The sequence below is a fragment of the Bombella dulcis genome, assembly GCF_026385505.1.
Taxonomy (GTDB): domain Bacteria; phylum Pseudomonadota; class Alphaproteobacteria; order Acetobacterales; family Acetobacteraceae; genus Bombella; species Bombella dulcis.
Genome location: NZ_JANIDV010000003.1, coordinates 111195 through 137716 on the forward strand (window position 1 = coordinate 111195; position 26522 = coordinate 137716).

The 26522-nt window shown below is 56.8% G+C and carries 21 protein-coding genes and 1 riboswitch; of the genes, 15 read left to right on the forward strand and 6 right to left on the reverse strand.

The features are described 5' to 3' along the window. Positions 1 to 309: 309 nt before the first annotated feature. The 3 genes from NQF87_RS05750 to NQF87_RS05760 all read left to right on the forward strand — a co-directional run bounded on the left by NQF87_RS05750 (position 310) and on the right by NQF87_RS05760 (position 3481). Positions 310 to 1695 carry a peptidoglycan-binding protein gene (locus NQF87_RS05750; RefSeq protein WP_266127594.1) on the forward strand — a complete coding sequence of 462 codons (1386 nt, stop codon included), beginning with the start codon at positions 310 to 312 and terminating at the stop codon, positions 1693 to 1695. Positions 1696 to 1855: 160 nt separating this feature from the next. Next, on the forward strand, positions 1856 to 2791 hold the full coding sequence (locus NQF87_RS05755) for a ribose-phosphate pyrophosphokinase (protein WP_266127467.1): 936 nt from the start codon (positions 1856 to 1858) through the stop codon (positions 2789 to 2791). Positions 2792 to 2884: 93 nt separating this feature from the next. Next, positions 2885 to 3481, forward strand: a complete 597-nt coding sequence (locus NQF87_RS05760; RefSeq protein WP_266127468.1) for a histidine phosphatase family protein — start codon at positions 2885 to 2887, stop codon at positions 3479 to 3481. Between the two features lie 84 nt (positions 3482 to 3565). Here the strand turns inward: NQF87_RS05760 and NQF87_RS05765 are convergent, their stop codons facing one another. The 4 genes from NQF87_RS05765 to NQF87_RS05780 form a co-directional block, all read right to left on the reverse strand. Next, positions 3566 to 5143 carry an efflux transporter outer membrane subunit gene (locus NQF87_RS05765; RefSeq protein WP_266127469.1) on the reverse strand — a complete coding sequence of 526 codons (1578 nt, stop codon included), beginning with the start codon at positions 5141 to 5143 and terminating at the stop codon, positions 3566 to 3568. A 1-nt stretch (position 5144) separates the two neighbouring features. Then, the gene (locus NQF87_RS05770) at positions 5145 to 8237 is read right to left on the reverse strand and encodes an efflux RND transporter permease subunit (RefSeq protein WP_266127470.1); all 3093 of its coding nucleotides are present in this window, start codon (positions 8235 to 8237) and stop codon (positions 5145 to 5147) included. 16 nt (positions 8238 to 8253) lie between these two features. Then, positions 8254 to 9369, reverse strand: a complete 1116-nt coding sequence (locus NQF87_RS05775; protein ID WP_266127471.1) for an efflux RND transporter periplasmic adaptor subunit — start codon at positions 9367 to 9369, stop codon at positions 8254 to 8256. A 225-nt stretch (positions 9370 to 9594) separates the two neighbouring features. Beyond that, a complete protein-coding gene (locus tag NQF87_RS05780; RefSeq protein WP_266127472.1) occupies positions 9595 to 10461 on the reverse strand; it encodes an OmpW/AlkL family protein in 867 nt (288 codons plus the stop codon). 266 nt (positions 10462 to 10727) lie between these two features. Between NQF87_RS05780 and NQF87_RS05785 the strand changes: the two genes are divergently transcribed. The 8 genes from NQF87_RS05785 to NQF87_RS05820 all read left to right on the forward strand — a co-directional run bounded on the left by NQF87_RS05785 (position 10728) and on the right by NQF87_RS05820 (position 18570). Further along, positions 10728 to 11477 carry a Crp/Fnr family transcriptional regulator gene (locus NQF87_RS05785; protein WP_266127473.1) on the forward strand — a complete coding sequence of 250 codons (750 nt, stop codon included), beginning with the start codon at positions 10728 to 10730 and terminating at the stop codon, positions 11475 to 11477. Positions 11478 to 11652: 175 nt separating this feature from the next. Then, positions 11653 to 12099, forward strand: coding sequence for a hypothetical protein (locus tag NQF87_RS05790; RefSeq protein WP_266127474.1), 447 nt, complete (start codon positions 11653 to 11655; stop codon positions 12097 to 12099). 116 nt (positions 12100 to 12215) lie between these two features. Beyond that, positions 12216 to 12368: riboswitch (FMN riboswitch) on the forward strand. Between the two features lie 91 nt (positions 12369 to 12459). Continuing rightward, entirely contained in the window at positions 12460 to 13521 is a 1062-nt protein-coding gene (gene ribD / locus NQF87_RS05795; protein ID WP_407652016.1) for a bifunctional diaminohydroxyphosphoribosylaminopyrimidine deaminase/5-amino-6-(5-phosphoribosylamino)uracil reductase RibD, read from the forward strand. A 5-nt stretch (positions 13522 to 13526) separates the two neighbouring features. Beyond that, on the forward strand, positions 13527 to 14177 hold the full coding sequence (locus tag NQF87_RS05800; protein ID WP_266127475.1) for a riboflavin synthase: 651 nt from the start codon (positions 13527 to 13529) through the stop codon (positions 14175 to 14177). An 8-nt stretch (positions 14178 to 14185) separates the two neighbouring features. Then, positions 14186 to 15430: a 3,4-dihydroxy-2-butanone-4-phosphate synthase gene (gene ribB, locus NQF87_RS05805; protein ID WP_266127476.1), complete on the forward strand. Its 1245-nt coding sequence runs from the start codon at positions 14186 to 14188 to the stop codon at positions 15428 to 15430. A 3-nt stretch (positions 15431 to 15433) separates the two neighbouring features. After that, entirely contained in the window at positions 15434 to 15904 is a 471-nt protein-coding gene (gene ribH, locus NQF87_RS05810; protein ID WP_266127477.1) for a 6,7-dimethyl-8-ribityllumazine synthase, read from the forward strand. Positions 15905 to 16197: 293 nt separating this feature from the next. Beyond that, complete coding sequence (locus NQF87_RS05815) at positions 16198 to 17139, forward strand: glycosyltransferase family 2 protein (protein WP_266127478.1); 942 nt, start codon at positions 16198 to 16200, stop codon at positions 17137 to 17139. A gap of 18 nt (positions 17140 to 17157) precedes the next feature. Next, the gene (locus NQF87_RS05820; RefSeq protein WP_266127479.1) at positions 17158 to 18570 is read left to right on the forward strand and encodes a hypothetical protein; all 1413 of its coding nucleotides are present in this window, start codon (positions 17158 to 17160) and stop codon (positions 18568 to 18570) included. 91 nt (positions 18571 to 18661) lie between these two features. Here the strand turns inward: NQF87_RS05820 and NQF87_RS05825 are convergent, their stop codons facing one another. After that, positions 18662 to 20011 (reverse strand): ArnT family glycosyltransferase, encoded by a 1350-nt coding sequence (locus tag NQF87_RS05825; protein WP_266127480.1) that lies wholly within the window; start codon positions 20009 to 20011, stop codon positions 18662 to 18664. A gap of 337 nt (positions 20012 to 20348) precedes the next feature. Here NQF87_RS05825 and NQF87_RS05830 point away from each other — a divergent pair, with 337 nt between their 5' ends. Then, entirely contained in the window at positions 20349 to 21794 is a 1446-nt protein-coding gene (locus NQF87_RS05830; RefSeq protein ID WP_266127481.1) for a hypothetical protein, read from the forward strand. Here NQF87_RS05830 and galE read toward each other — a convergent pair. Beyond that, positions 21782 to 22792: a UDP-glucose 4-epimerase GalE gene (galE, locus tag NQF87_RS05835; RefSeq protein WP_266127482.1), complete on the reverse strand. Its 1011-nt coding sequence runs from the start codon at positions 22790 to 22792 to the stop codon at positions 21782 to 21784. The genes NQF87_RS05830 and galE overlap by 13 nt on opposite strands. Before the next feature lie 206 nt (positions 22793 to 22998). On the opposite strand from galE, the gene NQF87_RS05840 reads away from it, so the two are divergent. From NQF87_RS05840 to rfbA, 3 genes are all read left to right on the forward strand, one after another. Further along, positions 22999 to 24411, forward strand: a complete 1413-nt coding sequence (locus tag NQF87_RS05840) for a mannose-1-phosphate guanylyltransferase/mannose-6-phosphate isomerase (protein WP_266127483.1) — start codon at positions 22999 to 23001, stop codon at positions 24409 to 24411. 96 nt (positions 24412 to 24507) lie between these two features. Further along, positions 24508 to 25563, forward strand: coding sequence for a dTDP-glucose 4,6-dehydratase (gene rfbB / locus NQF87_RS05845; RefSeq protein WP_266127596.1), 1056 nt, complete (start codon positions 24508 to 24510; stop codon positions 25561 to 25563). Continuing rightward, a complete protein-coding gene (gene rfbA, locus NQF87_RS05850; RefSeq protein WP_266127484.1) occupies positions 25560 to 26483 on the forward strand; it encodes a glucose-1-phosphate thymidylyltransferase RfbA in 924 nt (307 codons plus the stop codon). Before rfbB ends, rfbA begins: the two co-directional genes overlap by 4 nt. Positions 26484 to 26522: the final 39 nt, after the last annotated feature.

Sequence of the window (26522 nt, forward strand, 5' to 3'; positions counted from 1 at the left end):
ATGCGGGGCTGGGAGTGCATCCGTCTTTTCCACGGGAACAGTGGATGTTCCGACAGGTCCTTTCAGGACGGGGCTGGTAGGAATAGACAGGGGCAGGCAATCAACTTATAGACATGAAGACCATGTAATAAATGGATTGCCATACGCCTCTTTACTCTGGAAACAGCTCTGATCCTGTGCGCATTCGTCCATTGCTCATCTGCATCTGCCAAAATCTATCATCCTGATTTTGACTGTACCCATGTAAACAGGGATGAACCGGCCCAGTTTCTTTTCTGTTTGGATTCTGAAGCCGCAAAAAGTGAATTGGTGCTGGATCAGGCCTATTATGCCCTGCGGCATCAGAGTCCTGTCTATCTTCATTCGCAGCTCAAGGCTGAGCTTGTCCGTGACCTTGAACCCGTGCAGGACTGTTTCCCTGCGGATGGAATTTATGGTGAAAGCCTCGCTGCCTGTTATCAGCGGATCGTGGGGCAGCTCGCGGACCGCTACCGGGCACGGTTGACAGGTAGGGCGCATGAGGAAGCTGTCCGTCCGATTGATGCCCATATCGTCTTACAGAAGAGACTGAGGGACCTTGGCTATCTGTCCTCCAGTCTGACGCCTGATGGTGTTTACGGGGAGACGACCCGAGAGGGCATCCTGCGCTGGCAGGAGAAGATGGCCCGGCCTCATCAGGATGGTTTTCTGGGGGATGGCGATGCCGGGATGCTGATGTCAGGGCCGGTGGCTGCTTCTTTCCCGACTGACGGGGAGGCCGGGGCGGAGCGTGACGTGCCTTCCGGACAGGAAGAAACTATGCGTTCTCCGGAGGGAGACCCGTCGCAGGGACAGGGCGTGGCTGATGTTGTCCATAGCGTTCTGGAGTCGCTGGTCCATCTGTGGAATGTGGCCCTTCATGTGGCTGGAGCGGACCTGGCTGCCCTGTGGAAACTGATACTGCCTTTCCTCCTGATGCCTCTCAGGCTGGCTGGCGTGTTCGGGGACATTGTTGAAGCCCTGTTCAGCATGAAGCTGCTTCTGGTCCCGGTTGTCGGTCTGCTCTTCTACCTGCGGCTGCGTGCCAGAATGAATGGAAAGGTGGGATTCTCGTCAGCCAGAGAGAAGGACTGCTATGAAAAGGTAGGCATGTTGTGGGCTGGCTGGGTCAGGGAACTGGATATTGCCGGTGGGGAAACGCTGCTGGAGCTGCTCGTCGAGCGTCGCCTCAGGAGCGCATTCCAGTTTCTGAAGAGTCTTGTCAGACCGATAAAAAGCGGGACGAGCCGGACCGTGCTGGAAGAACTGGGCAGGGGGCAGACGTGGCAGGATTTTTACAGATGTTCTGTTCATGTGCATGGCCTTTTGCAGCAGGTGGCGAAAGCGGGAGAAGCCAGAACAAGACGGCAGCAGGACCAGAAACGGGCTGAAGAGGCGGAGACGGAAAGACGGCGGCAGGAGCAGGCCCGCCGTCAGAATCAGCAGCGTTCCGGATCGTCTTCAGGAGGCAGTGGCAGCAGGGCGTGGCATGTCGTGCTGGAAGTGTCGGAGAAAGCTTCGAGAGAGGAGATCATCCTGGCCTACAGGCGGCTCATCAAGCAGCATCATCCGGACCGTTTCGCCCATGTCGGGGGAGCAGCCTATGAAAAAGCCGTTCGCCGGACGGCAGAGATCACGCAGGCTTTCCAGTATGTAAAACAGTATCGGCGTTTCTAGTCTTCTCTCCAGAAAAGAACAGGTCAGGTCTCTGGATGGTAAATGGAAGGTAAATTTATCATGCTATGGCCTGCCCGCTGGAAGATCATGACATTAATCGGGCGGGCTGATAGAAGGGGCTGTATCGCTTCTTACTGTCCTTCTATGAAAAGTATCCCTCATGAAGATCGTTGCTTGTAACAGTAACCTGCCCCTGGCTCAGGCTGTGGCCGCCGAGCTGGGAATCCCCTTGTGCAAGACATCCATCCGCCGGTTTGCTGATGGTGAGGTATTTGTCGAAATTCAGGAGAATGTACGTGGGGAGGACATGTTCGTCCTTCAGAGCACCTGCACACCGACCAACGATCATCTGATGGAGCTTCTTGTCGTGCTGGATGCCCTGCGACGTGGGTCCGCACGGCGTGTCACGGCTGTGATGCCCTATTTCGGCTATGCCCGTCAGGACCGTAAATCCGGCCCCCGTACGCCCATCAGTGCCAAGCTGGTGGCCAACCTGCTGACGGAAGCCGGTGCCAACCGCATCCTGACGATGGACCTGCATGCCATGCAGATTCAGGGTTTCTTTGACATTCCCACGGACAATCTCTACGCGGCCCCGCTTTTCGTGAAGGACCTGACAAGCCGCCATCCTGACCCTGAGAAGCTGATGATCGTGTCCCCGGATGTAGGGGGTGTGGTACGTGCCCGTCAGCTGGCCCGCAGACTGAATGTTGATCTGGCCATCATCGACAAACGCCGTGAGCGGGCCGGTGTTTCTGAAGTGATGAACGTGATTGGTGACGTGTCAGGCCGTTTCTGTGTCCTGGTGGATGACATCATTGACAGTGGCGGGTCGCTCTGCAATGCGGCTGAGGCCCTGATGAAACACGGGGCTGCCGGTGTGGAAGCGTACGTCACGCATGGCGTGCTGACGGGTAATGCGTGTGAACGGGTGCAGAACAGCCCGCTTTCCATGCTGACCCTGACGGACAGCATTCCGGAGACGGAAGAGCTGAAGGCGGCCTCCAATATCCGGCAGATTTCCACGGCGGATCTTCTGGCCCGTGCCATCCGGGCCGTGGCGGATGAAAGCTCCGTTTCTACACTTTTTGACTGAAGTTGCTCTGGTGGCGGGGGCTGAAGGGCTGTCTGCCCCGGGCCGGGCTGGTATTGTCTCCCCTGTGAACGGGATTTTGGGAGAGGTTAGAATATGACACAGCTTCGTGCAGAACCATTCTGGTTCCTCCGTCATGGTGAGACGGACTGGAATGCCCGTCATCTCTCTCAGGGGCGGACGGACATTCCCCTGAACGAGACCGGGCTGACGCAGGCTCGTCTTGCCGGCAAACAGCTGGCGGAACTGTTCGAAAAAGGGGCACGGCCTTTCACGCATATTGTGGCGTCCCCGCTGAAGCGGGCATTTGTCACGGCGGAGCATGTACGGGATGCCATTCGTGAACGGACAGGCGTCACGCTGCCACTGACGCATGATGCTGATTTGCAGGAAGTCAGCTTCGGTGTGCAGGAAGGCAAGCCGATGGGTGACTGGTACAATACATGGATTGATGGAACCTTCGTCCCGGAAAAGGGAGAGGATTTCGTCACGCTGAAGACCCGTGGCATTCAGGCCCTGAACCGGGCACATGAGGCTGGTGAAGGGGCACCGCTGATCGTGGCTCATGGTGCCCTGTTCCGTGGGCTGCGGGCCGCAATGGGACTGGAAATCAATGTCCGTTTGCCGAATGCCATGCCGCTGAAGGCCTCTCCGGAGGAAGAAGGCTGGGTACTGAAACTGCTCTCTGCCTGATGGACGTGGCATCATAAAAAAGGCCGCTCCCTGTTTCAGGTGAGCGGCCTTTTTTATGTCGGAATGGTCTCTGATCCTGTCAGATCACCACGGCACCAGCGTGGTGGAGAGACGTTTGGCATCCTTGGGGCTGACGCCGAGGTCATTGCGGTTCCACCAGCCACCACCGAGGGCCTGAAAGAGACCAACCGTGTCAGAAAGGCGGGTAACCTTGTCCTGCGCCACGGATATCTGGTCCTGTGCAACAGCCATGCGTGCCTGTGCCACGTCAAGCTGACTGTTGTCTCCCAGCCTGTGCTGGGCTTCGGCAATGCGGAGGGCCTGTGTGGCGGCTTCAAGGCCGTTCTGGTCGGCGATGAGCGTGTTACCGTCCAGCTCCACGGCATGGAGGCTGTCCGCCACGTCACTGACGGCTGAAAGAATGGCCGCCTTGTAGTAGTCTTTGGCCTGTTCATAATTGGCCTTGGCTTCACGCTGGGCATGAAGCAGGGACCCGCCCTGGAAGATGGGCTGCGTGACGGTGGCGGCCAGCATCCAGTTGCCCATGCCGGGCTTGAACATCTTGCTCATGCTGTCAACGGCTTCACCCGGCAGGGCACTCAGCTGCACGTTGGGGAGGCGGTTGGCAATGGCGATCCCCAGCTGGGCACCGGCAGAGCGGATCTGCGCCTGGGCAGAGGCAATGTCGGGCCGCTGCGCAAGGAGCTGTGCCGGGACTGAAAGCGGCAGCTGCTGTGGAAGCGTGAAGTCTTTCAGCTCAAAGATGGGCATGTCCGCATTGGGGCTGAGACCGACCAGCGTGGCCAGCTGGTCCCGTGTCTGAGCCAGCTGGGTCCGTAGCGGGGGGAGATCAGCCTGTAGCTGCGCAAGGGAATCCCGCAGGACGAACTGACTCATGCGGGACTGGTCGCCCAGCCCGACCTGTTTCTGGTTGATGCGGACCATGGTCGTCTGCTGGGCGATCAGGGCTTCCTTGGCCCTGATCTGTTCACGCAGGCCAGCTTCCGTAATGGCCGTGTTGACGATGTTGGAAATCATCGTCAGGGTCGTGGCTTCCAGCTGGAAACGCTGGATATCCGCCTGTGCCTTGGCATTGCGAATGGCCAGCCGCATCCCGCCCCAGAGGTCCGGCACATAACCGACGTTCAGCTGGGCCGTATGCAGGTTATAGAGCCACTCGTTGCTGTTCGGGACGGGTGAGAGGGCTTTGGACGTCTTGTTTCGTGTCGGGATGAACTGGGCTGAAATGCTGGGGTAAAGCGAAGCCCCTTCCACCCTGCGCTGTTCCCACGCTGCCCGCAGGCCAGCCTGCATGGCCTTCAGGGTCTGGTTGTTGGTCAGGGACAGTTCGACAAGCTGGTTGAGGCGGGGATTCTGGAAGGCCTCCCACCATTTGCCAGACACGTCTGCTCCGGAGACGAAGTGCTGCCGCCGCAGGAGGCTGTCCCGTGTCCTGTCTCGTCCCCCTTCGGACTGTGTGATGCTGTTCTGGCTGTAGCCCGTTTTGGCAGGCAGGGGCGGAATGTCCTTGGGAGAAGGCCCGACGATGCAGCCGCCCAGCCCCACGGCCAGTCCGCCAATCAGTGCGCTGGCGAGCAGCAGGGAGGACCGCAGCCGCAGGGCCGCAGGGCATCGCCGGAAGAGCGTGGAACGCTGTGTCATGTCAGGCCTCCTGCGTCTTCTTGCCAGGCCGGCGCATGACCCATTCTTCCAGCCGGCAGAAGCAGACAGGCAGGATGAAAAGGGTCAGCAGGGTGGCAATGCCCAGCCCGCCCACGACCACGGTTGCCAGCCCACGCTGGACGTCGGTGCCCACACCCGTGGCCATGGCGGCAGGCAGCATGCCGACACTGGCCACGGTGGCGGTCATCAGCACGGGGCGGAAACGTTCCGTTGCCCCGAGCCGGGTGGCTTCCCGTATGTCCCCGCCTTCCCTGATATGGCGGTTGATGTTGGACACCATGATGATTCCGTTCTGGATGGCCACGCCGAACAGCGCAATGAACCCGACGGCCGTGGCGATGTTGAGGGTCTCGGCCTGCATGTGCAGGGCGATCAGCCCGCCCAGAGCGGCAAGGGGCACGATGCCGATGATGAGCAGCGCATGGCGGAACTTCTGGAATTCCGCATAGAGCAGCCCCAGCATGACGGCGAACATGACACCCAGAGCGGCCACAAGCCGGACCTGGGCGTGCTGTGCTTCCTGGAAGGTCCCGGCCCATTCGATGCGGAATTTCTGATGATCGTAATGGACATTCTGGTCGATGAGCTTCTGGGCGTCATCAAGATACTGGGACATGGGCCGGTTGCCGTTATCCACCTGGAGCGTGATCTGCCGTTCACCCATTTCATGGGCGATGCTGCTCTCACCCATCTGGAGGCGGATGCGGGCGATCTCGGCCAGAGGGATGGCACTGCCATCGCTCGTGATCATGGGGATCTGCCCCAGAAGCTGGAGGTTGGAGCGTTGCGTGTTGTCGACACGCAGCGTGGCGTTATAGAAGCGGTCCCCCTCGATCACGCTGGTCAGCGGTTCATCACCGATGGCACTGTTGATGACATCCGTCACGTCATTGATGCTGATGCCATAGCGGGCCGCTTTCAGGCGGTCCGGTGTAATCTCGATCTGTGGAATCTTGGGTTCCTGAAAGATGTCAGCCTGTACGGTGCCTCTGACACGCCAGAGCTGCTCGACCACTTTCTGGCCGAGTACACGCAGGCCGGAAAGGTCATCACCATAGATGCGCATGACCAGCGGGCTGTGCGCCCCGCCCAGCTGGTCACTGAGATTGTCTTCGATCGGCTGGCTGATGGAGAAGGAGATGCCGGCGATCCTGTTCAGGCGGGCACGGAGCTTCGTGATGAATTCCGCCTTGGTTTCGCCATGTGCCCACTGGCTGTAAGGCGTCAGGCCGACGGGCATCTCGATGTGAGAGGGAGTCCAGGGGTCCGTTCCGTCATCCGAGCGGCCAAGCTGCGTGATGGCGTAGGAGGTTTCCGGGAATTCACGCACGGCGCGGCGGATTTCCGTGGCCTTCTCCTGCCCTTTTTCCAGGGAGATGCCTGTCGGCATCTGTATCTGGAGCCAGAGGGCACCTTCATCGAGGTCCGGCAGGAATTCCCGGCCGGTCGTGACACCCAGGGCAATGACCGTCACCAGAGCCAGCCCCGCACTGATGAAGGGGATGACGGGATAGTCAAGCAGATGGCGGAGCAGGCCATCATAATGTCTGTGCAGCCAGTCCAGCGGCTTGTTGTGCCAGATGGGCCGTGGCTTGCGCAGGGCCAGAAAGGACATGGTGGGGGTCAGGGCCAGGGCGCAGAGCAGGGCACCCAGCAGGGCGAAGCTGACGGTCCAGGCCATCGGGCGGAAGATTTTGGCCTCGCTGCCTTCAAAGGCGAAAAGCGGGCTGTAGGCCACCACGATGATGATGGTGGAGGTAAAGATGGCCCGCCCGGCACGGCGGGTGATGGCCAGAATGTCCGTCTGGTTCAGCGGGAGGGTGGGATGTTCCTCCCGGTGACGGAGGATGACTTCGGTGATGACGATGGCCCCGTCAACGATCACGCCAAAATCCACGGCCCCGAGAGAGAACAGGTTGGCGGCCATGCCGCAGGCCCGCATGAGGATGAAGGCGAATGAGAGGGCGAAGGGAATGGTCACGGCCGTGATGGCGGCACTGCGTGGCGAACCGAGGAAGAAGGTGAGAATGACCAGCACGAGGCCGATCCCTTCCAGAATGGTTTCGCTGACCTTGTCGGTGGTGGATTTTACGAGGTTGTCACGGTCAAGATAGGGAACGATGCGGATATGTCTGGGCTTGAGCTGTTCCTGAAGCTTGTCGACCGCAGCATGGAGGTCATCCAGCACCTGTGAGGGGTTGGCTCCACGCAGCATCGTCACGACACCCTCGATCGTGTCGGGGTTGCCATTCTTGCCCAGCATCCCTTCACGGACCTGATGGCCGAATTCAATCCGTCCCAGCTCGGAGAGGAAGATGGGCACACCATCATGATGGCCGATGACCGTGTTGCGCATGTCATCCAGAGAGTGAATCTGTCCCACGCCACGGATGATGTAGGACTGCTCGCCACGGGTGACACGGCCACCGCCAGCATTGGCATTGCTGTTGCGGATGGCATTCATCACGTCACTTATGCTGATGCTGTAACGGATGAGAGCGTTGGGGTCGAGGATCAGCTGATATTCCCGGGTGAACCCGCCGAAATTGTCGATGTTCACCACGCCGGGCACCCGCTGGAGGGTGGGGATGATTTCCCATCTCTGGACATCGGAGATGGTCATGAGGTCCCGGTCGTCCGATTCCACCGTGTAGCGGTAGATTTCCCCGCTGGCACCGGAGATGGGACCGAGGGACGGCTGGGCACCGCCCGTCAGCTGGAGGCCGTCAAGCTGGCTCTGGACCAGCTGCCGGGCACGGTAGATGTCCGTCCCGTCTTTAAAGATGAGTGTGATCAGCGAGAGGCCGAATGTCGTGCTGGACCGGCTCTCCACCACACCGGGGACGGCGGCCAGTTCACGCTCGACAGGCGTCGTGACCTGATGCTCCATCTCTTCGGCAGCAAGACCGTTGACCTGCGTCGTCACCAGGACACTGGCAGGGCCGAGGTCCGGATAGGCCTCCACGGGCAGCTGTTTCCAGGCCAGCATGCCGGTGATGAACAGGGCGATGGTGAGGAAGGTGACAGCCTTGCGATGGCCGAAGCACCATGTGATGAATTTTTCGATGAACATAGCTGCTCAGCGGCCCTCAGTAATCATTGAGCAGAATGGCCCCGTGCGTGATGACACGTTCGCCCGCTTTCAGGCCGGAGAGGACACGGACGGACTCTCCTTCCTCATAGCTGATGGTGATGAAGCGGCGGCGATAGGTGTTGGGGGCTGTTTCCACAAAGACGGAGACCTGGTCATTATCCATAAGCAGGGCCGTCTTGGGGAGGAAGGGCTGGGCCTGCTGGGTAATGTTCAGCGTTGCGGTGGTGAACTGGCCGGGCCGCAGTGCTCCCTGGAGGTTGTTGCAGCGCAGATAGAGATTCAGGCGGCGCGTGTCCGTATGGAGGGTGCCATCCTGTGAGGTCACGGGGCCATTGCAGTGCTGGCCGGGGAAGGTGGCATCCAGTGTCATGGTGGCACCGAGCATGGGCAGGAGGGATTCCGGCAGACTGGCCTGGACCCAGACCGTATCCATGTTGGAGACATTCATCAGGACGGCGGTCATGTCCGTCACGTTCTGGCCGACGCCGGTGGCGACGGATGTCACGATCCCGGCAACGGGGGCGATGAGCGGCTGGTAGCCCGCGTTGCCATCCGTGCCGAGGGCCTGGAGGCGGAGATGGGCACGGGTGGCTTCTGCCTGTGCCTGCTCCAGATCATTCTTTGCGGACTGCATGTCCTTCACGGCGTTACCGCCCGCATTCAGCACGCCGACGGCACGGCGATAGGCCTGACGGGCCAGGGTCAGGGCGGCCTGTGCCTTGCGGTCATCCGACCATGCCTGTGCGAGGTCCCCGGAATAGAGGATGGCGAGAACGTCACCTTTCTGCACGTGCTGGCCTGTCTGGACATACAGGCTGGCCACACGCCCTACGACGGGAGAATGGATGTCCACGCTCTGGCCGGGTGAGGTGATGACCTGGGCTGGCAGGGCGACCTGATGGGGGGAGAGGGTCTGCGTCACGGGTTCAACCATGAGCTGGCCATCCAGTGGCCCCCCGGCACGGATGCGAAGAAGGTCGCCATCATGAGTAACGGCAGGTGGGGGAGCAGTTTCTATGACCCGCTGTGGCATGAGCGACCATAGTCCCCAAGCAAGTAGAAGAATGATCAGGGCGGCACCAGTAATGACAATGTTACGCGAGAAACGCATTATTGGAATGATCTCCGCTCTTCTGACTGCTTGGGCGAAATGCTCCCCCTTCTGACACAGATGTGGCAGTTTGTCACGGAATTGTGGCTGTACCGAAACGATCGAACTTTGTGAATGGAGAGATGGGGGCCGACCAATAGTTGTCCAGTCAGGCCAATACATGCAGAAAGGGCCGCAGTTACTCTGCGGCCCTTCACTGAATGATCCGTTATCCGGAAAAGGATATCAGAAGCGGTATTCGATGCCGGCACCAACAACGGTCGGGTTCACGTCATCATGGACACGGACACGGCCACCGGTAACGGCGTTGTCACGACGGCTCAGATGAATGCTCTGATTGAGAAGGAGGATCTGCTTGACATCAAAGTTGAAGAACCAGTTGCCAACCAGCTGATAGTCAAACCCGAGATTGAAGCTCGGCCCCACATTGGTCTTCATGTGCATGGCATCAAAGACGGCCCCGTTGAAGGCCCCACCCAGGTTGGTGGCTGAATGCATGTTGTGGAAGATGGCCACCGTGATGCCGAGACCTGCATAGGGGTTGAAACGTTTATGCGGGCGGAAGTGATAGGCGGCCGTCAGCGTGGGGGGCAGGATCCAGAAGCTGCCAGCATCCAGCTTGCCCAGATTGCCGACATGGGCGGCAGCCTCGTGGCGGGTGGAGGATGCGATGAGGTCCAGAGAGAGGTGGTCCGTCAGGAAATATTCAAGCGTCAGCTCAGGCATGACCTGGTTGGTCGCACTGACATTGTTGCGGAAATGGTCGCCACCAGCCAGAGCCGCTGCCGGGGAGGACGGGTTCAGCTTGACGCGGGAGCCCGTGTTGTTCGTGATCACGCCGAGGGCGGAGAGACGGACAATGAAGTCGCCCTTGCCAAGGCCGATCTTGGTGCTGGAGCAGGTCTGGAAAATGCCGCAGCCGTGGTCATCCGGGGCGTGAAGATGCACGGAAGCATCCGGAGCGGCCTGCATGGTGCCGGAGGCGGACACGGAGGTCCGGGCATCCGGGGTGGTTGTCTGTGCAACGGCGAAGGAGACAGACCCGAGAGCAAACAGTGCGGCTGTGGCCATCCGGGTGAAGGTGCGGCTCATTTTTCCTAGAATCCTTGATTGTTCATGACGGTGCGGCGGGTAAAGATGGACAAAATGTAATTGTTCCTCTCGGTGTAATAGGTCTGGTTTTCGTCAAAAATCAAGAGGAAACTTATAACTGTAATCGCCTGTTAAGAGGAAATAGTGAAATATCTTGATATAAATCAACATATCGACTTCTCTTGTCACTGTCATAGAGAACGTTGCTTTTCCAAGGCGTCGTCCGCCCGCTAAGGCAGGGACAGATATAGAAGAACAGGGAAGATATGATGGAAACAGGTCGCAGCCTTATGGATGCTGTCCGTGAACGGTGCGGCCGCTGCGCTGGCCGCTCGGTCAGTATCTGTAATGCCATTGATGATAATGACCTGCCTGTTCTGGTGGCGGAATCCTCCCGCGTGACGGTTCCCGCCGGTCGCTGTTTCATTGAGGAAGGTGCGCCGGCACATGATTTTTATGTCCTGACAGGCGGGCGGGCCAGGCTGTTCAGCCTCATGCCGGATGGGCGCAGGCAGATCATCGGTTTTGCGGAACTCGGCGATTTTCTGGGGCTGGCCTCATCGGATTCCTATGCCTTCACGGCCGAGGCGTTGGGGGATGTCAATCTCTGCCGTTTCCCCCATTCATCCATTGACCGTCTCGTGGAGCGTTTCCCCAGGCTGCGGTGCCGGTTGCAGCAGGAGGCGTCCGGTGAGCTGGTCAAGATGCAGGCCCGCCTCATGCTGCTGGGGCGCAAGACGGCCCGTGAACGGCTGGCCAGTTTTCTGGTTGAACAGGCTGTTCCCTGCTGTGCGCATGGCCGGGCGGTGAAGGACGAACATGGTCCCCTGACCCTGCCTCTCCCCATGTCCCGGACGGACATTGCCGACTATCTGGGGCTGACGATCGAGACGGTGAGCCGGACCTTCGGCCTGTTCAAGAAGGAAGGGCTGATCAGCGTCAAAGGGGCCAGCTCCGTGACATTGCTGGCGCCGGGGACACTGAGCAGCATAGCGAACGGAATCAGGCAGGGCTGAGAAGTCAAGCTTTCTAGAAGTGGCCTTTTTTTAACTTTTTTGTTGTCTCACAGTGGTGTAGCTGTCGGACGTCTCATACTTACTTCGGAGTTTTTTTATGAAGGTTTGTAATCTGCTAACAGCTACGCTTCTTGTGTCTTCTTTTGCTCTGTTGCCGCAAGCTCAGGCTTACGATTTGAATGATCCACAGGGCATCCAGGGCAGCATGGACAGCGTGACGAAGTCCATCCAGAGCGAAAGCTCCAAGCTGCAGGCTCTGCAGCAGAAGTATGCTTCTGCGCCGGAGCGCGCTCGGTCTCGTATTAAGCAGCGCATGGATGCCATGCAGTCTGATCTGAAGCAGCGTCAGGAGCGCCTGCAGAGTCTTCAGGATAAGTACAAGAACCTGGGTGCTGACAAGAAGGCCGAGATTCAGAAGAACATTGATGAGCGCAGGCAGCAGATCAAGAACGTGCGCGATCAGTACAAGAACGCTCCGGCTGAAGAAAAGCAGCGCATCAAGGATCAGCTGGATGCCCAGAAGCAGCAGCTGGACGCCCAGAAGAAGAGCTGGAAGGACATGCGTGACAGCACCATCCAGTCCAACAAGGATTTCGTACATTCCCTGAAGAGCGGGTTCTGATTTCATCAGGGTCCGATCCGCACAGGATGGAATGAAGGTGAGAGGCCGCTCCCGTCGGGGGCGGCCTCTTGCTCTTTGGGGGCAGGCCCTCCATATAGACGGAACAAGAGTGAGACAGACGTTCTCGGGGCAGGGTGAAATTCCCTACCGGCGGTGTTGGCGGCTTCGTGCCGCCTCAGCCCGCGAGCGTTCTGCATTCGTGCAGGAGACAAGCAGACCCGGTGAGATTCCGGGGCCGACGGTCACAGTCCGGATGAGAGAGAACGTTCTTTCCTTCTGTCATGGGCGGGATGAAAGTCCTGTCCCTGTGGGGGAAAGGCGTGACGTCGCCGCGAACGTCCCTGAGATGATTGGGGACTGATGATGAAGAATGTGTCGAGAGAGGCACAGAAAACCGGAAGCTCCTCGCCGCCTCTGGCGGCCATAAGGGAGGGATTCCGGCAGGCCGTGAAGGAGGCTGTCCGGAAGGTGGGAGCGACGGCTCCCAATCCGGCAGTGGGCTGTGCCCTGCTGGATGGTGAAGGGCGTCTCCTTGCCGTGGGGGCGCATCCCGCTGCGGGCCAGCCTCATGCCGAGGTCATGGCCCTGGAGCAGGCCCGGCAGAAAGGCGTGCTGGAACAGGCCCGGACAGCTCTGGTGACGCTGGAACCGTGCAACCATCATGGCCGCACTCCGCCCTGTAGCGAACAGCTGAAGAACAGCCCCGTGCAGACCGTGTGGATTGGTGTCCGTGACCCCAACCCGCAGGCCAGGGGGGGAGCTGACCATCTGGCTACAGGTGAACCCTCGAAAAATATACGCTTTCTGGCGGATGTGCCTGAACTGCTGCCTCTGCCGCAGGACTGCAAGGCTCTTCTGGCTCCGTTTGCCAGCCGTGTGACACAGGGCCGCCCGTGGCTGACCGTGAAGCAGGCTCTGGATGGACAGGGCAGCATGATCCCCCCGCAGGGGCAGACAACATTCACCTCTCCGGCATCGCTGCGGCTGGCCCATCAGCTCCGGCGGGCCTGTGATGCGGTGGTGACGGGGATCGGTACCGTTCTAGCTGATGACCCCTCTTTCACCGTGCGGCATGTGGCCGATCATGAAGGACGGGCACCCCGGCCCCTGATCGTGCTGGACCGGCAGGGCCGTCTGCCCGCGGCATGGCGTCAGGCACGGGAAGCAGACGGGTTCCACGTGAAACAGTGCCGTGATCTTGCCGCCGTTCCGGCTCTTCTGGGGCGGATGGGTGTCAACTGGGCACTGGTCGAGGCCGGTCCTGCCCTGCTGGAGAGCATACGGGAGACAGGCCTCTGGGATGACTGGCTGACCATTCATCATGAGGAACATGGTGAAGCGGATCGGCTGTCCGTTACCCTGCGGAACGGGGGTGATGGAAATGAAAGCCCGGTGCAGCTTCTGCGCCGGTATGGGGACTAAAGACAATGTTTTCAGGAATCATTGAACGTGTTGGTGACGTGCAGTCCGTTTCCCTGCGGGACAGGGCGATGGATGTACGGATTGTCACTCATTTCACGGACCTGACGGAAGGTGAAAGCATCGCCACGAATGGCGTGTGCCTGACCGTGACCCGTTTTACGCCCGAAGGCGTGACGGACTTTCATCTGAGTGGTGAGACGCTGGCCCGCACGGCACTGGGTGAGCTGGTGGAAGGTTCACGAGTGAATCTGGAGCGGGCTGTCAGTCTCACTACCCGGCTTTCCGGCCATATCGTGCAGGGACATGTGGATGCCGTGGGGCGGCTGACCCATGTGGCGTCGGCCGGGGATTCACATCATCTGCGTATCTTCATGCCCGCTTCTCTCCGCCGCTATGTCATTGAAAAAGGCTCCATCACCATCAACGGCATCAGCCTAACGGTGAATGAGGTGCATGATGACGTGCAGCGTGACGGGCAGGAAGGTTTCGAGATCAGCCTTATGATCATCCCCCATACATGGACGCATACGGACCTTTCCACGCTGGATATCGGGGCGAAGGTGAATCTGGAAGTGGACATGATGGCCAAGTATGTGGAGACGCTCCTGCGCCACACGCCGGAAGATGAGCTGCGCTATAAGGGAGGTGTCCGGTGAGTAGCGGCATGTCCCCAGCCCTGAAGGCCGCCATTGCCGCCGTGCGGGAAGGCCGCATGGTCGTGATGGTGGATGATGAGGACCGGGAAAATGAAGGCGATCTGATCCTTCCGGCCCAGTTTGCGTCTCAGGAAACCATCAATTTCATGGCCCGGCAGGCTTGCGGGCTGATCTGCCTGTCCCTTGAGGCGGAGCAGATAGACAGGCTTGGCCTGTCCCCCATGGTGGCAAAAAATCAGGACCCGCGGGGCACGGCCTTCACGGTGTCCATCGAGGCCGCTCATGGCGTGACGACCGGCATTTCCGCTGCCGAGCGTGCCCATACGATTCAGGTGGCCTCTGCTCTGGATGCCACATCAGCGGACATCATCTCTCCCGGTCACATGTTTCCCTTGCGGGCCAATCCTGATGGCGTGATGGCCCGGGAGGGCCACACGGAAGGGGCGATTGACCTCATGAAGCTGGCGGGCCTGCGGCCGGCCGGGGTGATCTGCGAGATCATGGCCGGGGATGGCACGATGATGCGCCTGCCGGAGCTGCGGCATTATGCACGTCGCCACGGTCTGCCCCTCATCAGCATTGCCGAAATGCGCCGCTGGATTGCGGCACATGGCCGTGATGATGTCGGTGCCGTGGAGATGGCAGAAACGTCCCTGTCGGAGGAAGCCCAGCTTGCCGTGGCGGACCTGCCGACCCTGTGTGGCGGGGAGGATCTGCGGGTCCATGCCTTCCGCAGTCAGGATGGTGTGGAGCATCTGGCTCTCGTGAAGGGAAACCCGGACCAGACCGTGCCCCTGGTGCGTCTTCATTCCGAATGCGTGACGGGGGATGCGCTGGGATCGCTGCGGTGCGACTGCGGCCCGCAGCTGCGGGAAGCCCTCAAGCGGATTGCTGCGGCAGAGTCTGGTGTCCTGCTGTATCTGCGGGGGCATGAGGGGCGGGGGATCGGTCTGGCCAACAAGATACGGGCCTATGAATTGCAGGATCAGGGCATGGACACCATCGAGGCCAATGAAGCCCTTGGCCTGCCTGCCGATGCCCGCCGCTGGGACATGGCGGCTCACATGCTGGCCAGCCTCGGCGTGACCCGTCTGCGCCTGCTGACGAACAACCCGGAAAAAGAGCGGGGCCTCATGAAGGCCGGTCTGACGGTGGAAGCTGTCGAGCGGCTGATCGTGCCATCCAACCCGTTCAACCGTCATTATCTCGAAACGAAACGCACCCGTATGGGGCATGCACTACAGGAGAGCTGAACCATGAGCAAACATATCGCCACGGCCCCGGAAGGTCTGAAATTGACCCCGGCTCCCAAACTGGCTCTGCTGGTCAGCCGTTTCAATCCCGACGTGACGGGTGGCCTGCGTGATGGTGCGCTGGAATGGCTGAAGGAACGTGGCATTGATGAGACCGTGGATGTCTATGAGGCCCCTGGTGCGTTCGAGCTGCCCATCATGGCCCAGCATCTGGCCCGCAAGGGTGTCTATGAGGGGGTGATCTGCCTTGGCTGTGTCATCAAGGGGGATACGGCCCATTTCGAGTTCATTTCCATGGGGGCAACGGTGGGCATCATGCAGGCCCAGCTGAAGAACGAAGTGCCGATCTCCTTTGGTATCCTGACAACTTATACGGAAGAACAGGCCGTTCTGCGGTCCCGCACTGACGAGCATAACAAGGGGCGTGAAGCTGCGGCGGCCTGTGTGGAGACGGTGGCCTTCCTGCGGCAGTAAGGGGCCAGAACACTGAAGCGGTCATGGGTGTATGCTCCATCTTATGGCAGGTGAAGTATGATTCGTTTCATGCAGCTTTTGTAACAGCCAGTCATCATGGTCTGTATGGTATAAGTTTATGTGTTTTATGATCTGTTCATGGTGAAGTGGAACAGGTGTTTAATAATCGAAAATGGAACATCTTGTGTAAGAGGAACGGTGGGATATTGTTTTTTTCGTTTTTACCGTCATAAAAATCCCGCTAATATCTGGATGGATTTTACTGGCCCGTGGTGTGAACAGAAGAGGTTCGTGTGGATTTTGAGAACATAAAAGTGGCCGTCCTAATTCCCTGTTACAACGAAGGGACAACAGTGGGGCGTGTCGTGGAGGAATTTGCCCGATACATGCCGGAAGCTGATATCTATGTCTATGACAACAACTCCACCGACCGGACAGCGGAAGTTGCTCGTGCCGCAGGGGCAATCGTCCGGACGGAGCGGATGCAGGGCAAAGGCTATGTTGTCCGGCGCATGTTCTCTGACATCGAGGCGGATTTCTATATCCTGATTGACGGGGATGAGACTTATGAGGCCGAGGCCGCTCCGAAACTGCTGGCCCTTGCGTATGAGAATGGGCTGGACATGGTCAATGGTGCCCGTGTCACGGACCGCAAGGCGGCTTACCGTCTGGGCCATGTCCTTGGTAACCGGATGCTGACCGGGCTGGTGACCATGATTTTCGGCCGTCGTCTGTCTGACATGCTGTCCGGTTACAGGGTGTTCTCGAAACGCTTCGTGAAGTCCTTTCCGGCCCTGTCTCAGGGGTTCGAGACGGAAACGGAATTCACCATTCATGCCCTTGAGCTGGGCCTGCCGGTAGGGGAAATGAAAACGGCCTATGTTGAGAGGCCACCCGGCAGTGTCTCGAAACTGAGCACCTATAAGGATGGCATCAGGATCCTTTGCACGATCATCCAGATTGTGAAGCTGGAGAAGCCGTTCATGCTATTCTCTTCCGTTGCGTTCGTCCTGTTCATGCTGGGGATCGTGCTGGGGATTCCGGTCGTGTCTTTCTACCTGCGGCATGGCCTTGTACCCCGTCTGCCAACGGCCCTGCTGGCGACGGCACTGGTTCTGCTGTCTTTCCTGAGTTTCGTCTGTGGTCTGATCCTTGATACGATCGCCATTGCCCGGAAAGAACAGAAGCGGCTGACATACCTGTCCTACCCTGCCGTTTTCTCTGACAAGCACTGATCTGCCGGGAAATTTGTGATGATCTCCAAGAAAAACATGACACTCATCCTATGGTGCGCCGCCATTGTCTGGAGCATCATGGGCATACTGTCCTGGTGTCACCTGCCCATAGAATACAGACCCGGCGGGCTGCGGCTGACGTTCAACAGCATGATTGACCATATGCTGCATGGGCAGTTTGATGTCGAACCGAAGACTGTTGAGAAAGAGGGCTTTCTGCGGGATGGGAAGGTCTATGCCTACTGGGGCATTTTCCCGTCCCTTCTGAGGCTGCCGGTCCTGCTGTTTCCGAATGGGCTGCACTGGGACATCACCCGCCTGTCTTCCATCATCGCCGTGTTGATGATCCTGTTTTTCAATTACAGGACATGGCGTTTTGTGTCGGACCGCTATCTTGGCGGGAACTCCTGGGTCTCGCTCTGCCTTGCCATTGCTCTGGCATTTTCCGGGGAGCAGGTCTGCTTCTTCGAGCATAGCCTCTATCAGGAAGTCTGCTTCTGGGCGTTGGCCTTTGCATCGTGGTTTGTGTACTGCGCCATCCGTGTTCTCTGTGAGAAAGAGTACTGGCGGTATGGCGGGCTTTACATGTCCATTGCGGCGGCCTGTGCGCTGCTGACCCGCGTCTCCATGGGGATCGGGCTGTATGCGGCACTGCTCTGCTTCCTCATCATCTATTTCTACAGATGGTGCCGTCATTTCAGAATGAAGGATAAGGAGGTCACGTTCCTCTCCATCGTGATTCCGGCGGTCATTTCCGTTCTGGCCATTATCGTGACGGCATACGTGAATTACAGGCGGTGGGGGAATCCGCTCACCTTCGCCAATTATGACCTGTATCTCTACAATATTGAATTCCCCAGCCGTGTCATGCGGACCAAGACATATGGGCTGTTCAATCTGCAGAGATTCTATCTGGGAATTGTCTATTTCTTCGTGCCTGTCTGGATTTTCCAGAGGGCTGACGGGCGTTATGTCCTTCAGGACAGTTTCACGAGGCTGATTGATGCCAATGAGCTTCCGCCCAGCAGCTTCTTCCTGACGGATGGCTTCATGCTGCTCTGTGGGGCACTGCTTGTTTTCGGACTGTTCCGGAAGAACAGGGTATTTCCCATCAGCAGGGCAGCTCTTGCTTCCATTGCCGTGGCTCTGGCCATTCCGGCTTTCCTGATGATGATTGCCATCAGCATGAATTATCGGTACCGGGCCGAATTCTACCCGGATATCGTTTTCCTGGGGACGCTGGGCTGTGTCTATCTTCATAACAATCTGAAGGCTGTATCAGCCCTGAAGAAGACCCTGATTACACTGCTGGTCATCAGTGTGGTGTTTTCCAATCTCAATATTGCCCTCTATGGCGAGAGTGAGCTGGGGCCAGCCTATATGTATATCAAGGATGGAGTGTTCTCCTACTATAAGCATAGGATGTTCTGAAGCAGACTTCTTTGGATATGAACGAAGAAACGGCCCTTCCAGTTGTATAGAAGGGCTGTTTTCCATGATATGAGGTTCTGGGCAGGTGGGATTAGCGGACTCGCTTGTAAACAATCATGCCGTTAAACGTGTAACGTTGCACTACTCCATAGACAGCTTCGTAATGTTGCCTAACTTCTTTCATGATGACGTTGAACGTATCATGATTGATGTACGGATTCCGGTCTGAATCATCCGCGGAGATGAGAATGTAGAGTGGCTTCCGGGCCAAAATGTTCCGTGTTTCTTGAACAGGATCAATGCCAAGGGCATGTTTCTCCGTGTCTGTGCCGAGGTGTCCGGAAAAGGGGAAGCGAGTCAAATGGCAGTAAGGGAGATTGTCCGTAAAGACATCAGGCGTGTCGTAATTGAAGACGCAACCCGGCTGGGAGGTGATGACAGGTAGGACTTTCTTTAAGGTTTTCAGGTTGCTGGCTTTGTGGAGTCTTTTCTCCGCATCATAGGCGCGTATGCCGCCCCAGATCAGCAGAAAGACGAGCCAGAGGCGGCTGAGGCGGGAGGTCCAGAGTGGAGCGGCAGAGATGAAAAAAGCGGGATAGAGCGGTAGGGAATAATGTTTGGTGAAGGTGTTGAAAATGGCAAAGCCTGCAAAGGCCACCCAAGCCCATCCGCCCAGAAAGAGGGACAGTGTCTGACGGCCAGTCGTCTGTTTTTTAAAGATGATGCGCAGGATAGTCGTGATGAACAGGATGCCTAGCATGACCAGTCCCCAATATACAGTGTGCAGCCACTGATGCAGTGAGGCGATGGGGGAGGGTTTCTTCAGGAAGATGGAAATGACATTGGCAAACCACCATTCCTGAAAATGTCCAGCCAGCGCATAGAAGAGCATGACGGCTATTGTGGGAAGTAGTGCTATTCCACACCAGATGATGCCGTTGAGGATGACTTTCAGTAGGGTTCGTTCCTGCCGGTAGGTGAGCCACATCAGATACAGTCCGATATAAACTCCTTCAAAGACGACGGATGTCTTGATCTGGAGAGCAAAGCCAAACAGTGTCATGACCCCCATGCCTGTCTGAAGTAGGGAAAGACTGGTCTGCTGGGTCAGGAAGCGTGTGATTAGCAGGATGGCCCAGACGACCAGCAGGTTATAGAAGATGGGCGTTTGTCCGCCGCATCCCTGTGAGTTGGCTGTCCAGACAAGATAGAGGCAGCCTGCGAGAAGGGCACCACCTGCCGGTGCGATGAAACGGGCGATTTTGAGGCACAGGATGGAGGTGACCCATGCGCTCAGCAGTGCGGCTGCCTGATAGACCCAAACGCGCCAAGGACCAAAGAGGTGGAAGAGTTCATAAAGTAGAAATACGCCAATGGGTTTCCTGTCCCAAATATCGACAAAGGGCAGCTCGCCATGTAGCATCCGGCCGCCAACGAACATGTAGAATTCTTCATCGGCAAATATAAAAGGATTTCCAAAGACCATGGCACGGGTCAGGATTGCCAGGACAAATAGTAGAATATAAGGTGTATATCTGCTCTTCGAAGACAGTTCGAAACGGTTTTGAGGTGCAGTATGGGACATTCTAGCAGCCGGTGAAGTATAGGGACATATTTTCACAGAGGAAAACAGCGGCGCATTTTATACAGAATTTTAGGCATATCAAATGAAATCCTGCAGGGTTTTGTAGGAAATTGTTATGACTTCTGTGCTAGTGAGTCTGTCTGTAAAGAGAGCGTTAGGGATGAACGCTAATCCACTTATCTAGGGATAGAGTATGTTTGTGCATGAAAAAAAGGACCAGGTGATCTGGTTCTGGTGTATTGTATGGGCTGCTTTGTTCCTTTTGACATGCACGAGAACGGTGCTTGTTATGTTTCACCACGTGCCGTTGGACGTCAATGAGGGGTGGAATGCTCAGCTGGCGAGCTGGACGGCTGGTGGGGATCATCGGCTTTATTCGTCGGACAGGGGGTTTGTGTTCAACAATTATCCTCCCCTGTCTTTCGTCTTGATGGGAGGGCTGGTGCAGCTGGGCTGTGATGCCATCATTACGGGCCGCATCCTGTCCTGCTTTTCCGTCCTTGTATCAGCCGTTTTGATTGCCCGGATCATCCGGATCGTGACAGGGACGCTTCCGGCAGCCCTGGCGACGGCTTCTCTGTTTCTCCTGACAGCGAATACGGCGTTTCATGGCTATTTTGGGATGAATGATCCGCAATGGCTGGCTCAGGCTCTGATGTTGGGAGCGCTGTGTGTGATGATCAGTCGAAAAACGATCGAGCTGACGGGGCAGCGTCTCTTCTGTTGTGCCTTTCTGATCGTTCTGGGGGGGTTTACGAAGCACAATCTGGTTGCGTTGCCTTTCGCCATGTTTATTTGGCTGTTTTGTGTTGATTTGAAAAAGGCCGTTCTTTGGAGCGTCATACTTGGCCTTCTGCTGGCCGCTGGTTTTGTCATTTGTTACGAAGTTTATGGGATTAGTTTTTTCCGGGACGTGTTCCTGCATCAGCGTGTCATCCGGCTGGGCCGGGTGATTCATAGCGTGCGGCAGCTTCCTTTTATGGGCGGGATGCTGCTGGTCGGTGTCGGTGTCTTTGTCCAGCGGTGGCGTTCGATGGATCGCAGGGACCCGTCCGTGCTGGTGATGTTGTTTCTGGTGTTTGGCTGCCTGTTTGGATTTTTGGAATCGTTGGGTGAAGGTGTCGATTATAACTGTATGTTCGATGCTTTTGTGGCGGCGTCTATTCTGTGTGGGATTGGCCTTGCCTGTCTGTCCGGGTCAGAGGGAAAGCGGAAAAAGTTGGTTCAGGTCTGTTGGGTGATGGCACTTCCTGTCCTGTGCCTGTTGCCGCTATGGGGGATGACCTCTTATCAGGAGGTACAGACCGTTCGCCTGAAAGACAATGAGTGGCAGATTTACATTCAGTCTTTGAGGATGAGAAATACGTCTTTGCTTTGTACGGACATGGCACTGTGTTACTGGGCGGATAGTCGTGACGCCATTGATCGGTTTAATTTATCTCAGGCTCTGAAGAAAAATGAAGAAGTTGTGTTTCTAAGAGAGATGATTATTCATCATCGGTTTTCGGTTGTACAGCTTTATGGCACGATGGCTCATTATAGTAGTGGCAATATTATATTTGATAGTTGGCTTGCGAAGGCGGGATACCGACCGGTTATGGATAATGGTGAGATGATTTTGCTAGGTTATATTCGTTGATACGCATCCTTGTGGGGGGTGCCATATCCGTCAGGGTGACGGAGCCGCCAGCGGAGAGCCGTTTCTATGATGGATTCGATTTCTGTGTGACGGGGGCGCCATCCAAGCTCTTTACGAATGCGGGAGGGATCGGTTATGAGAATAGCCCGGTCTCCCTTTCTTCTGGGACACCATGTCCAAGGGAGTGACTGGCCAGTAACGCGTTCGACAGTTCTTATGACATCCAGATTACTGAAGCCTTTTCCTGTGCCTAGGTTGTAAGTGACTGACTTTTCATCCAGGCGAGCCAGCACTAAGAGATGTGCCTTTGCTATGTCACTGACATGGATGTAATCGCGGATGCAGGTTCCATCGAGTGTGTCGTAATCATTGCCTGCAACTCTCAGGAGCGGGCGTCTTCCAAGGGCCGTGTCGATGGCCAGAGGGATGAGATGGGTCTCTGGGCGGTGGTCTTCTCCTAGACGTCCTTGTTCGTCTGCACCGGCTGCATTGAAATAGCGTAGGCAGCCATAGCGTAGGCCGTGTAGCCGGTCCGCCCATTTCAGGGATCGTTCAATGAGGAACTTGCTTTCTCCATAGGGTGAGCTGGGATTGATGGGAGAGGTTTCCGAGAGGAGGGTTGTGTTGTTATCGTCGAATAGGGCTGCCGTGGAAGAAAATAGGAAACGCATAATTTGATGGCGGACACAGCCTTCTATTAGATTCAGTGAGGTCAGCATATTCTGACGGATGTAGTGGAAGGGTGATTTCATGGAATCACCAACCACTGACAGGGCGGCCAGATGAAGGACACCATCCCAGTGCGTTTCACCCAGTATGGCATCAAGAGCGGCACTGTCGGCGAGATTGACGTGCCGGAATCTGGCCCCTGTGGGGATGGCTGCTCGATGCCCGGTGCTCAGATTGTCCAGAACGGTTACGTCATGTCCGTCTTCCAAAAGAGCTAGAGTGACGTGACTCCCGATATAGCCAGCACCGCCGGTAACAAGATAACGCATGAGTCCAGATATGCCTTCTATGTGTTGGCAGACGTGAAGGGAAGGGTGTGCAATAAGGCTGATGAAGTAGATAGTAATTTCTTAAAACTTAAAAAGGTCGAAGGGTATAGAGGAGGCTATCCTCGAAGATCGTAGCTGTGATAATGTGTTGAATCATATGGCAAACATTATGGATGTCGACATCGGTTATATCGGAAAGGTAATTTATGCTTATCCCTGTTATTCTCTCTGGGGGGTCTGGGACACGGCTCTGGCCCGTATCCCGTAAAAGCTATCCTAAGCAGTTTTGTGCTTTGTTGGGGCAGGAGACTCCCTTCCAGGAAACCATTCAGCGAGTCAGGCGCTTGGGGCTAGAGTGTGAGCCGGTTCTTGTTGGAAACCGTGAACATCGTTTTATCATCGCGGAACAGTTGCGGCAGATTGGAGTAGAGGACGTTGACATTATTTTGGAGCCTATAGCTCGCAACTCTGCTGCGGCTATGGCAGCTGTGGCGTTTTGGCAGCTTCAGCGTGATGAGGAGGCTTTGCTCTGGTTCATGCCAGCTGATGCTGTAATTGAAGATCATGAGGCATTAGGTATGGCTTTGGAGCAAGCCTGTGAGGTTGCCGAAGATGATTATGTCGTTACGTTCGGGATTCGGCCGACTCGCATTGAGACGGGTTATGGTTACATTCGTCAGGGACAGTTGTTGAGTGGAAAAGAAAATGCCTACCACGTTGCTCGCTTTTTGGAAAAACCGGATATTCAGAAGGCTGAGGAGATGGTTGCTGATGGACAGCACCTTTGGAACTCTGGCATGTTCGTGGCGCGTGCCCGTGTGTTCCTTGAAGAGTTAAAGAAGTACGAGCCCTCTATATATGAGGCCGTTTTCTGGGCGGTAAAGAAGGCTAGTGTTGATCACGGTTTTATTCAGTTGGATGAGGAGGCCTTTGCTTGTGCCCCTCCCATTTCTGTTGATTATGCAGTGGCAGAGCGGACTGACCGGGCAGTCGTTGTTCCGTCTATTTTTCGTTGGATGGATGTTGGTAGCTGGGATTCTGTTTGGGAGTTGACTCCTAAGGATAGAGATGGAAACGCCGTACGGGGGAATGTTTTTTTGGACCGCGTTCGGAATTGTTATGTTAATTCTGATGGCGTTGTAGCCACTGTGACGGGGGTAGATGATCTTATCATTATCGTCACTAGAGATGCTGTCATGGTGTCTCATCGGGAGCGGGCGCAGGATATAAAGCATATGGTGTCACGGCTACTGGATGAGGGGCACCCGGAGGCAGAACAGCATGTTCGTATGTATCGCCCGTGGGGATTTTATGAGAGTCTTATTCGGGGGGATCGTTTTCAAGTAAAGCGGATTCAGGTCAGTCCTGGTGAGAAACTGTCCCTCCAGAAACATTTCCATCGTGCGGAACATTGGGTTGTTGTGGCGGGTACGGCCCTTGTATCACGGGGAGATGAGCAAATTATGGTACGGGAAAATGAAAGTGTTTATTTACCGTTGGGCTGTGTCCATAGATTGGAAAATCCAGGTCGCATTCCGATAACACTGATTGAGGTTCAGTCCGGCCCTTATTTGGGAGAAGATGATATTGTTCGGTTGGATGACCTTTATCAGCGTTGATTAAGAGGCTTGGATGCTCAATTTCTTTAATTATAAGATAATGTTCCTTACGTGCGAGTTGCATTTGATGGAAGGTTCGGATTTGAGGGAGGTATGATGAGGGTTGCGGTAACAGGTGGATGCGGCTTCATAGGGTCTGCCGTGGTACGACACCTCATGCAGAGGACATCTCACCAGGTGCTCAATATTGACTGCATGACTTACGCTGCCTCGGAGGAATCACTGGCGGCCGTGTCATCCGATCCACGATACCGTCACGCTCCCATATCCATCAATGATCGGCCTGCCCTGGAAAAGGTTCTGGCGGAGTTCCAGCCCGACGCCATCATGCATCTGGCGGCTGAAAGCCATGTGGACCGTTCCATTGATGGTCCGGACGTGTTCATACAGACCAACATCGTGGGGACCTACTGTCTGCTGGACGTGGCCCATCGTTACTGGCTGAAGCTGGAGGCGGAAAAAAAGACAGGTTTCCGCTTTCTTCACATCTCGACTGATGAGGTGTTCGGGCATCTGGCTCCGGAGGACCCGCCTTTCACCGAGGATACGGCCTATGATCCCCGCAGTCCGTACTCTGCCAGCAAGGCGGCGTCCGATCATCTCGTGAGGGCATGGTATCATACTTATGGTTTCCCGGCTTTCGTGACCAACACGACCAATAATTACGGGCCGTGGCATTTCCCGGAAAAGCTGATCCCGCTCATGATCATCAATGCTCTGGAAGGCAGACCCCTGCCGGTATATGGCAGGGGTGAGAATCTCCGGGACTGGCTGTTCGTGGAGGATCATGCTGCGGCTCTGGTCCGGGCTGTGGAATGCGGGAAGCCGGGGGAGACCTATGCCATTGGTGCCCGGCAGCCACGGAGCAATCTTGATGTCGTGCGCAGGATATGTGCCCTGGTGGATGAGCTGGAGCCTGATCCTGCTGGCCCGCGGGAGCGTCTGATTTCGTTTGTCAGTGACAGGCCGGGGCATGATTTCCGGTATGAGATTGATCCCGGTCACGCCGAGCGTTGCCTTGACTGGAAGGCGGAGCATGATTTCGAGACTGGCCTGCGCAGGACGGTCCAGTGGTATGTTGATAACAGGTCATGGTGGCAGACCCTGCGGAAGCAGCGATATGATGGCCGCAGGCTAGGAGTTGAGAAATGACAGATGTTCCGACAGATGGCTCCGGTCAGCCCCTGACGAAGGGCATCCTGCTTTCCGGCGGGTCAGGGACACGCCTGTATCCGATGACGCTGGCCTCTTCCAAGCAGCTTCTGCCTGTCTATGACAAGCCGATGATCTATTATCCCCTGACAACCCTGATCCTTGCAGGGATACGGGACATCATGATCATCACCACACCGGATGACCAGGCCCAGTTCAGGCGGCTTCTGGGGACGGGAGAGCAGTTTGGTGTAACCTTCACATATCGTGTCCAGCCCAGGCCGGAGGGCATTGCCCAGGCCTTCCAGATTGCCGAGGACTGGATTGCCGGAGCGCATTGTGCCCTGATCCTGGGGGACAATCTCATTTTCGCCGATGGGCTGGAACATATGCTGCGGGATGCGACCAGACGGCCCTGGGGTGCCACGGTCTTTTCCTATCAGGTGCGTGACCCGGAGCGTTACGGTGTCGTTTCATTTGATGAGAATGGCCGTGCGCTGGACATCATCGAGAAACCGGTCAATCCGCCGTCCAACTGGGCCGTGACGGGGCTGTATTTCTATGATGGCCGCGTGTGTGATTTTGCCCGTAAGGTGCGCCCCAGTGTCCGTGGGGAGCTGGAGATCACCGACCTGAACCGCATGTATCTTGAAGAAGGGACGCTGGAGGTGGACCGTCTGGCCCGTGGCTGTGCGTGGCTGGATGCCGGAACGCCGGACAGCCTGATGCAGGCCGGTACGTTCGTGCAGGCCATCCAGTCCCGGCAGGGGCTTCTGGTCGGCTCACCGACAGAGGCAGCCTATCGCATGGGGTTCATTTCTCATGCACAGCTTCTGGAAACGGGAAACTGGATGAAGAAAACGCCACTGGGACAGACGCTGCTGTCTGTTGCCGCAGAAGGTGGTCCGGCAGCGATGTGAGGCAGGCCATGTGCCAGCCCGCAGTAGCTATGAGAGAGA

Coding starts and splice junctions, on each gene's coding strand:
- NQF87_RS05800 (WP_266127475.1), top strand. CDS start 13,527: ATGTTTTCAGGAATCATTGAACGTGTTGGTGACGTGCAGTCCGTTTCC.
- NQF87_RS05775 (WP_266127471.1), bottom strand. CDS start 9,369: ATGCGTTTCTCGCGTAACATTGTCATTACTGGTGCCGCCCTGATCATT.
- NQF87_RS05830 (WP_266127481.1), top strand. CDS start 20,349: ATGTTTGTGCATGAAAAAAAGGACCAGGTGATCTGGTTCTGGTGTATT.
- galE (WP_266127482.1), bottom strand. CDS start 22,792: ATGCGTTATCTTGTTACCGGCGGTGCTGGCTATATCGGGAGTCACGTC.
- NQF87_RS05840 (WP_266127483.1), top strand. CDS start 22,999: ATGCTTATCCCTGTTATTCTCTCTGGGGGGTCTGGGACACGGCTCTGG.
- ribB (WP_266127476.1), top strand. CDS start 14,186: ATGTCCCCAGCCCTGAAGGCCGCCATTGCCGCCGTGCGGGAAGGCCGC.
- NQF87_RS05770 (WP_266127470.1), bottom strand. CDS start 8,237: ATGTTCATCGAAAAATTCATCACATGGTGCTTCGGCCATCGCAAGGCT.
- NQF87_RS05765 (WP_266127469.1), bottom strand. CDS start 5,143: ATGACACAGCGTTCCACGCTCTTCCGGCGATGCCCTGCGGCCCTGCGG.
- ribD (WP_407652016.1), top strand. CDS start 12,460: ATGATGAAGAATGTGTCGAGAGAGGCACAGAAAACCGGAAGCTCCTCG.
- NQF87_RS05820 (WP_266127479.1), top strand. CDS start 17,158: ATGATCTCCAAGAAAAACATGACACTCATCCTATGGTGCGCCGCCATT.
- ribH (WP_266127477.1), top strand. CDS start 15,434: ATGAGCAAACATATCGCCACGGCCCCGGAAGGTCTGAAATTGACCCCG.
- rfbB (WP_266127596.1), top strand. CDS start 24,508: ATGAGGGTTGCGGTAACAGGTGGATGCGGCTTCATAGGGTCTGCCGTG.
- NQF87_RS05785 (WP_266127473.1), top strand. CDS start 10,728: ATGATGGAAACAGGTCGCAGCCTTATGGATGCTGTCCGTGAACGGTGC.
- NQF87_RS05760 (WP_266127468.1), top strand. CDS start 2,885: ATGACACAGCTTCGTGCAGAACCATTCTGGTTCCTCCGTCATGGTGAG.
- rfbA (WP_266127484.1), top strand. CDS start 25,560: ATGACAGATGTTCCGACAGATGGCTCCGGTCAGCCCCTGACGAAGGGC.
- NQF87_RS05755 (WP_266127467.1), top strand. CDS start 1,856: ATGAAGATCGTTGCTTGTAACAGTAACCTGCCCCTGGCTCAGGCTGTG.
- NQF87_RS05780 (WP_266127472.1), bottom strand. CDS start 10,461: ATGAGCCGCACCTTCACCCGGATGGCCACAGCCGCACTGTTTGCTCTC.
- NQF87_RS05825 (WP_266127480.1), bottom strand. CDS start 20,011: ATGTTCGTTGGCGGCCGGATGCTACATGGCGAGCTGCCCTTTGTCGAT.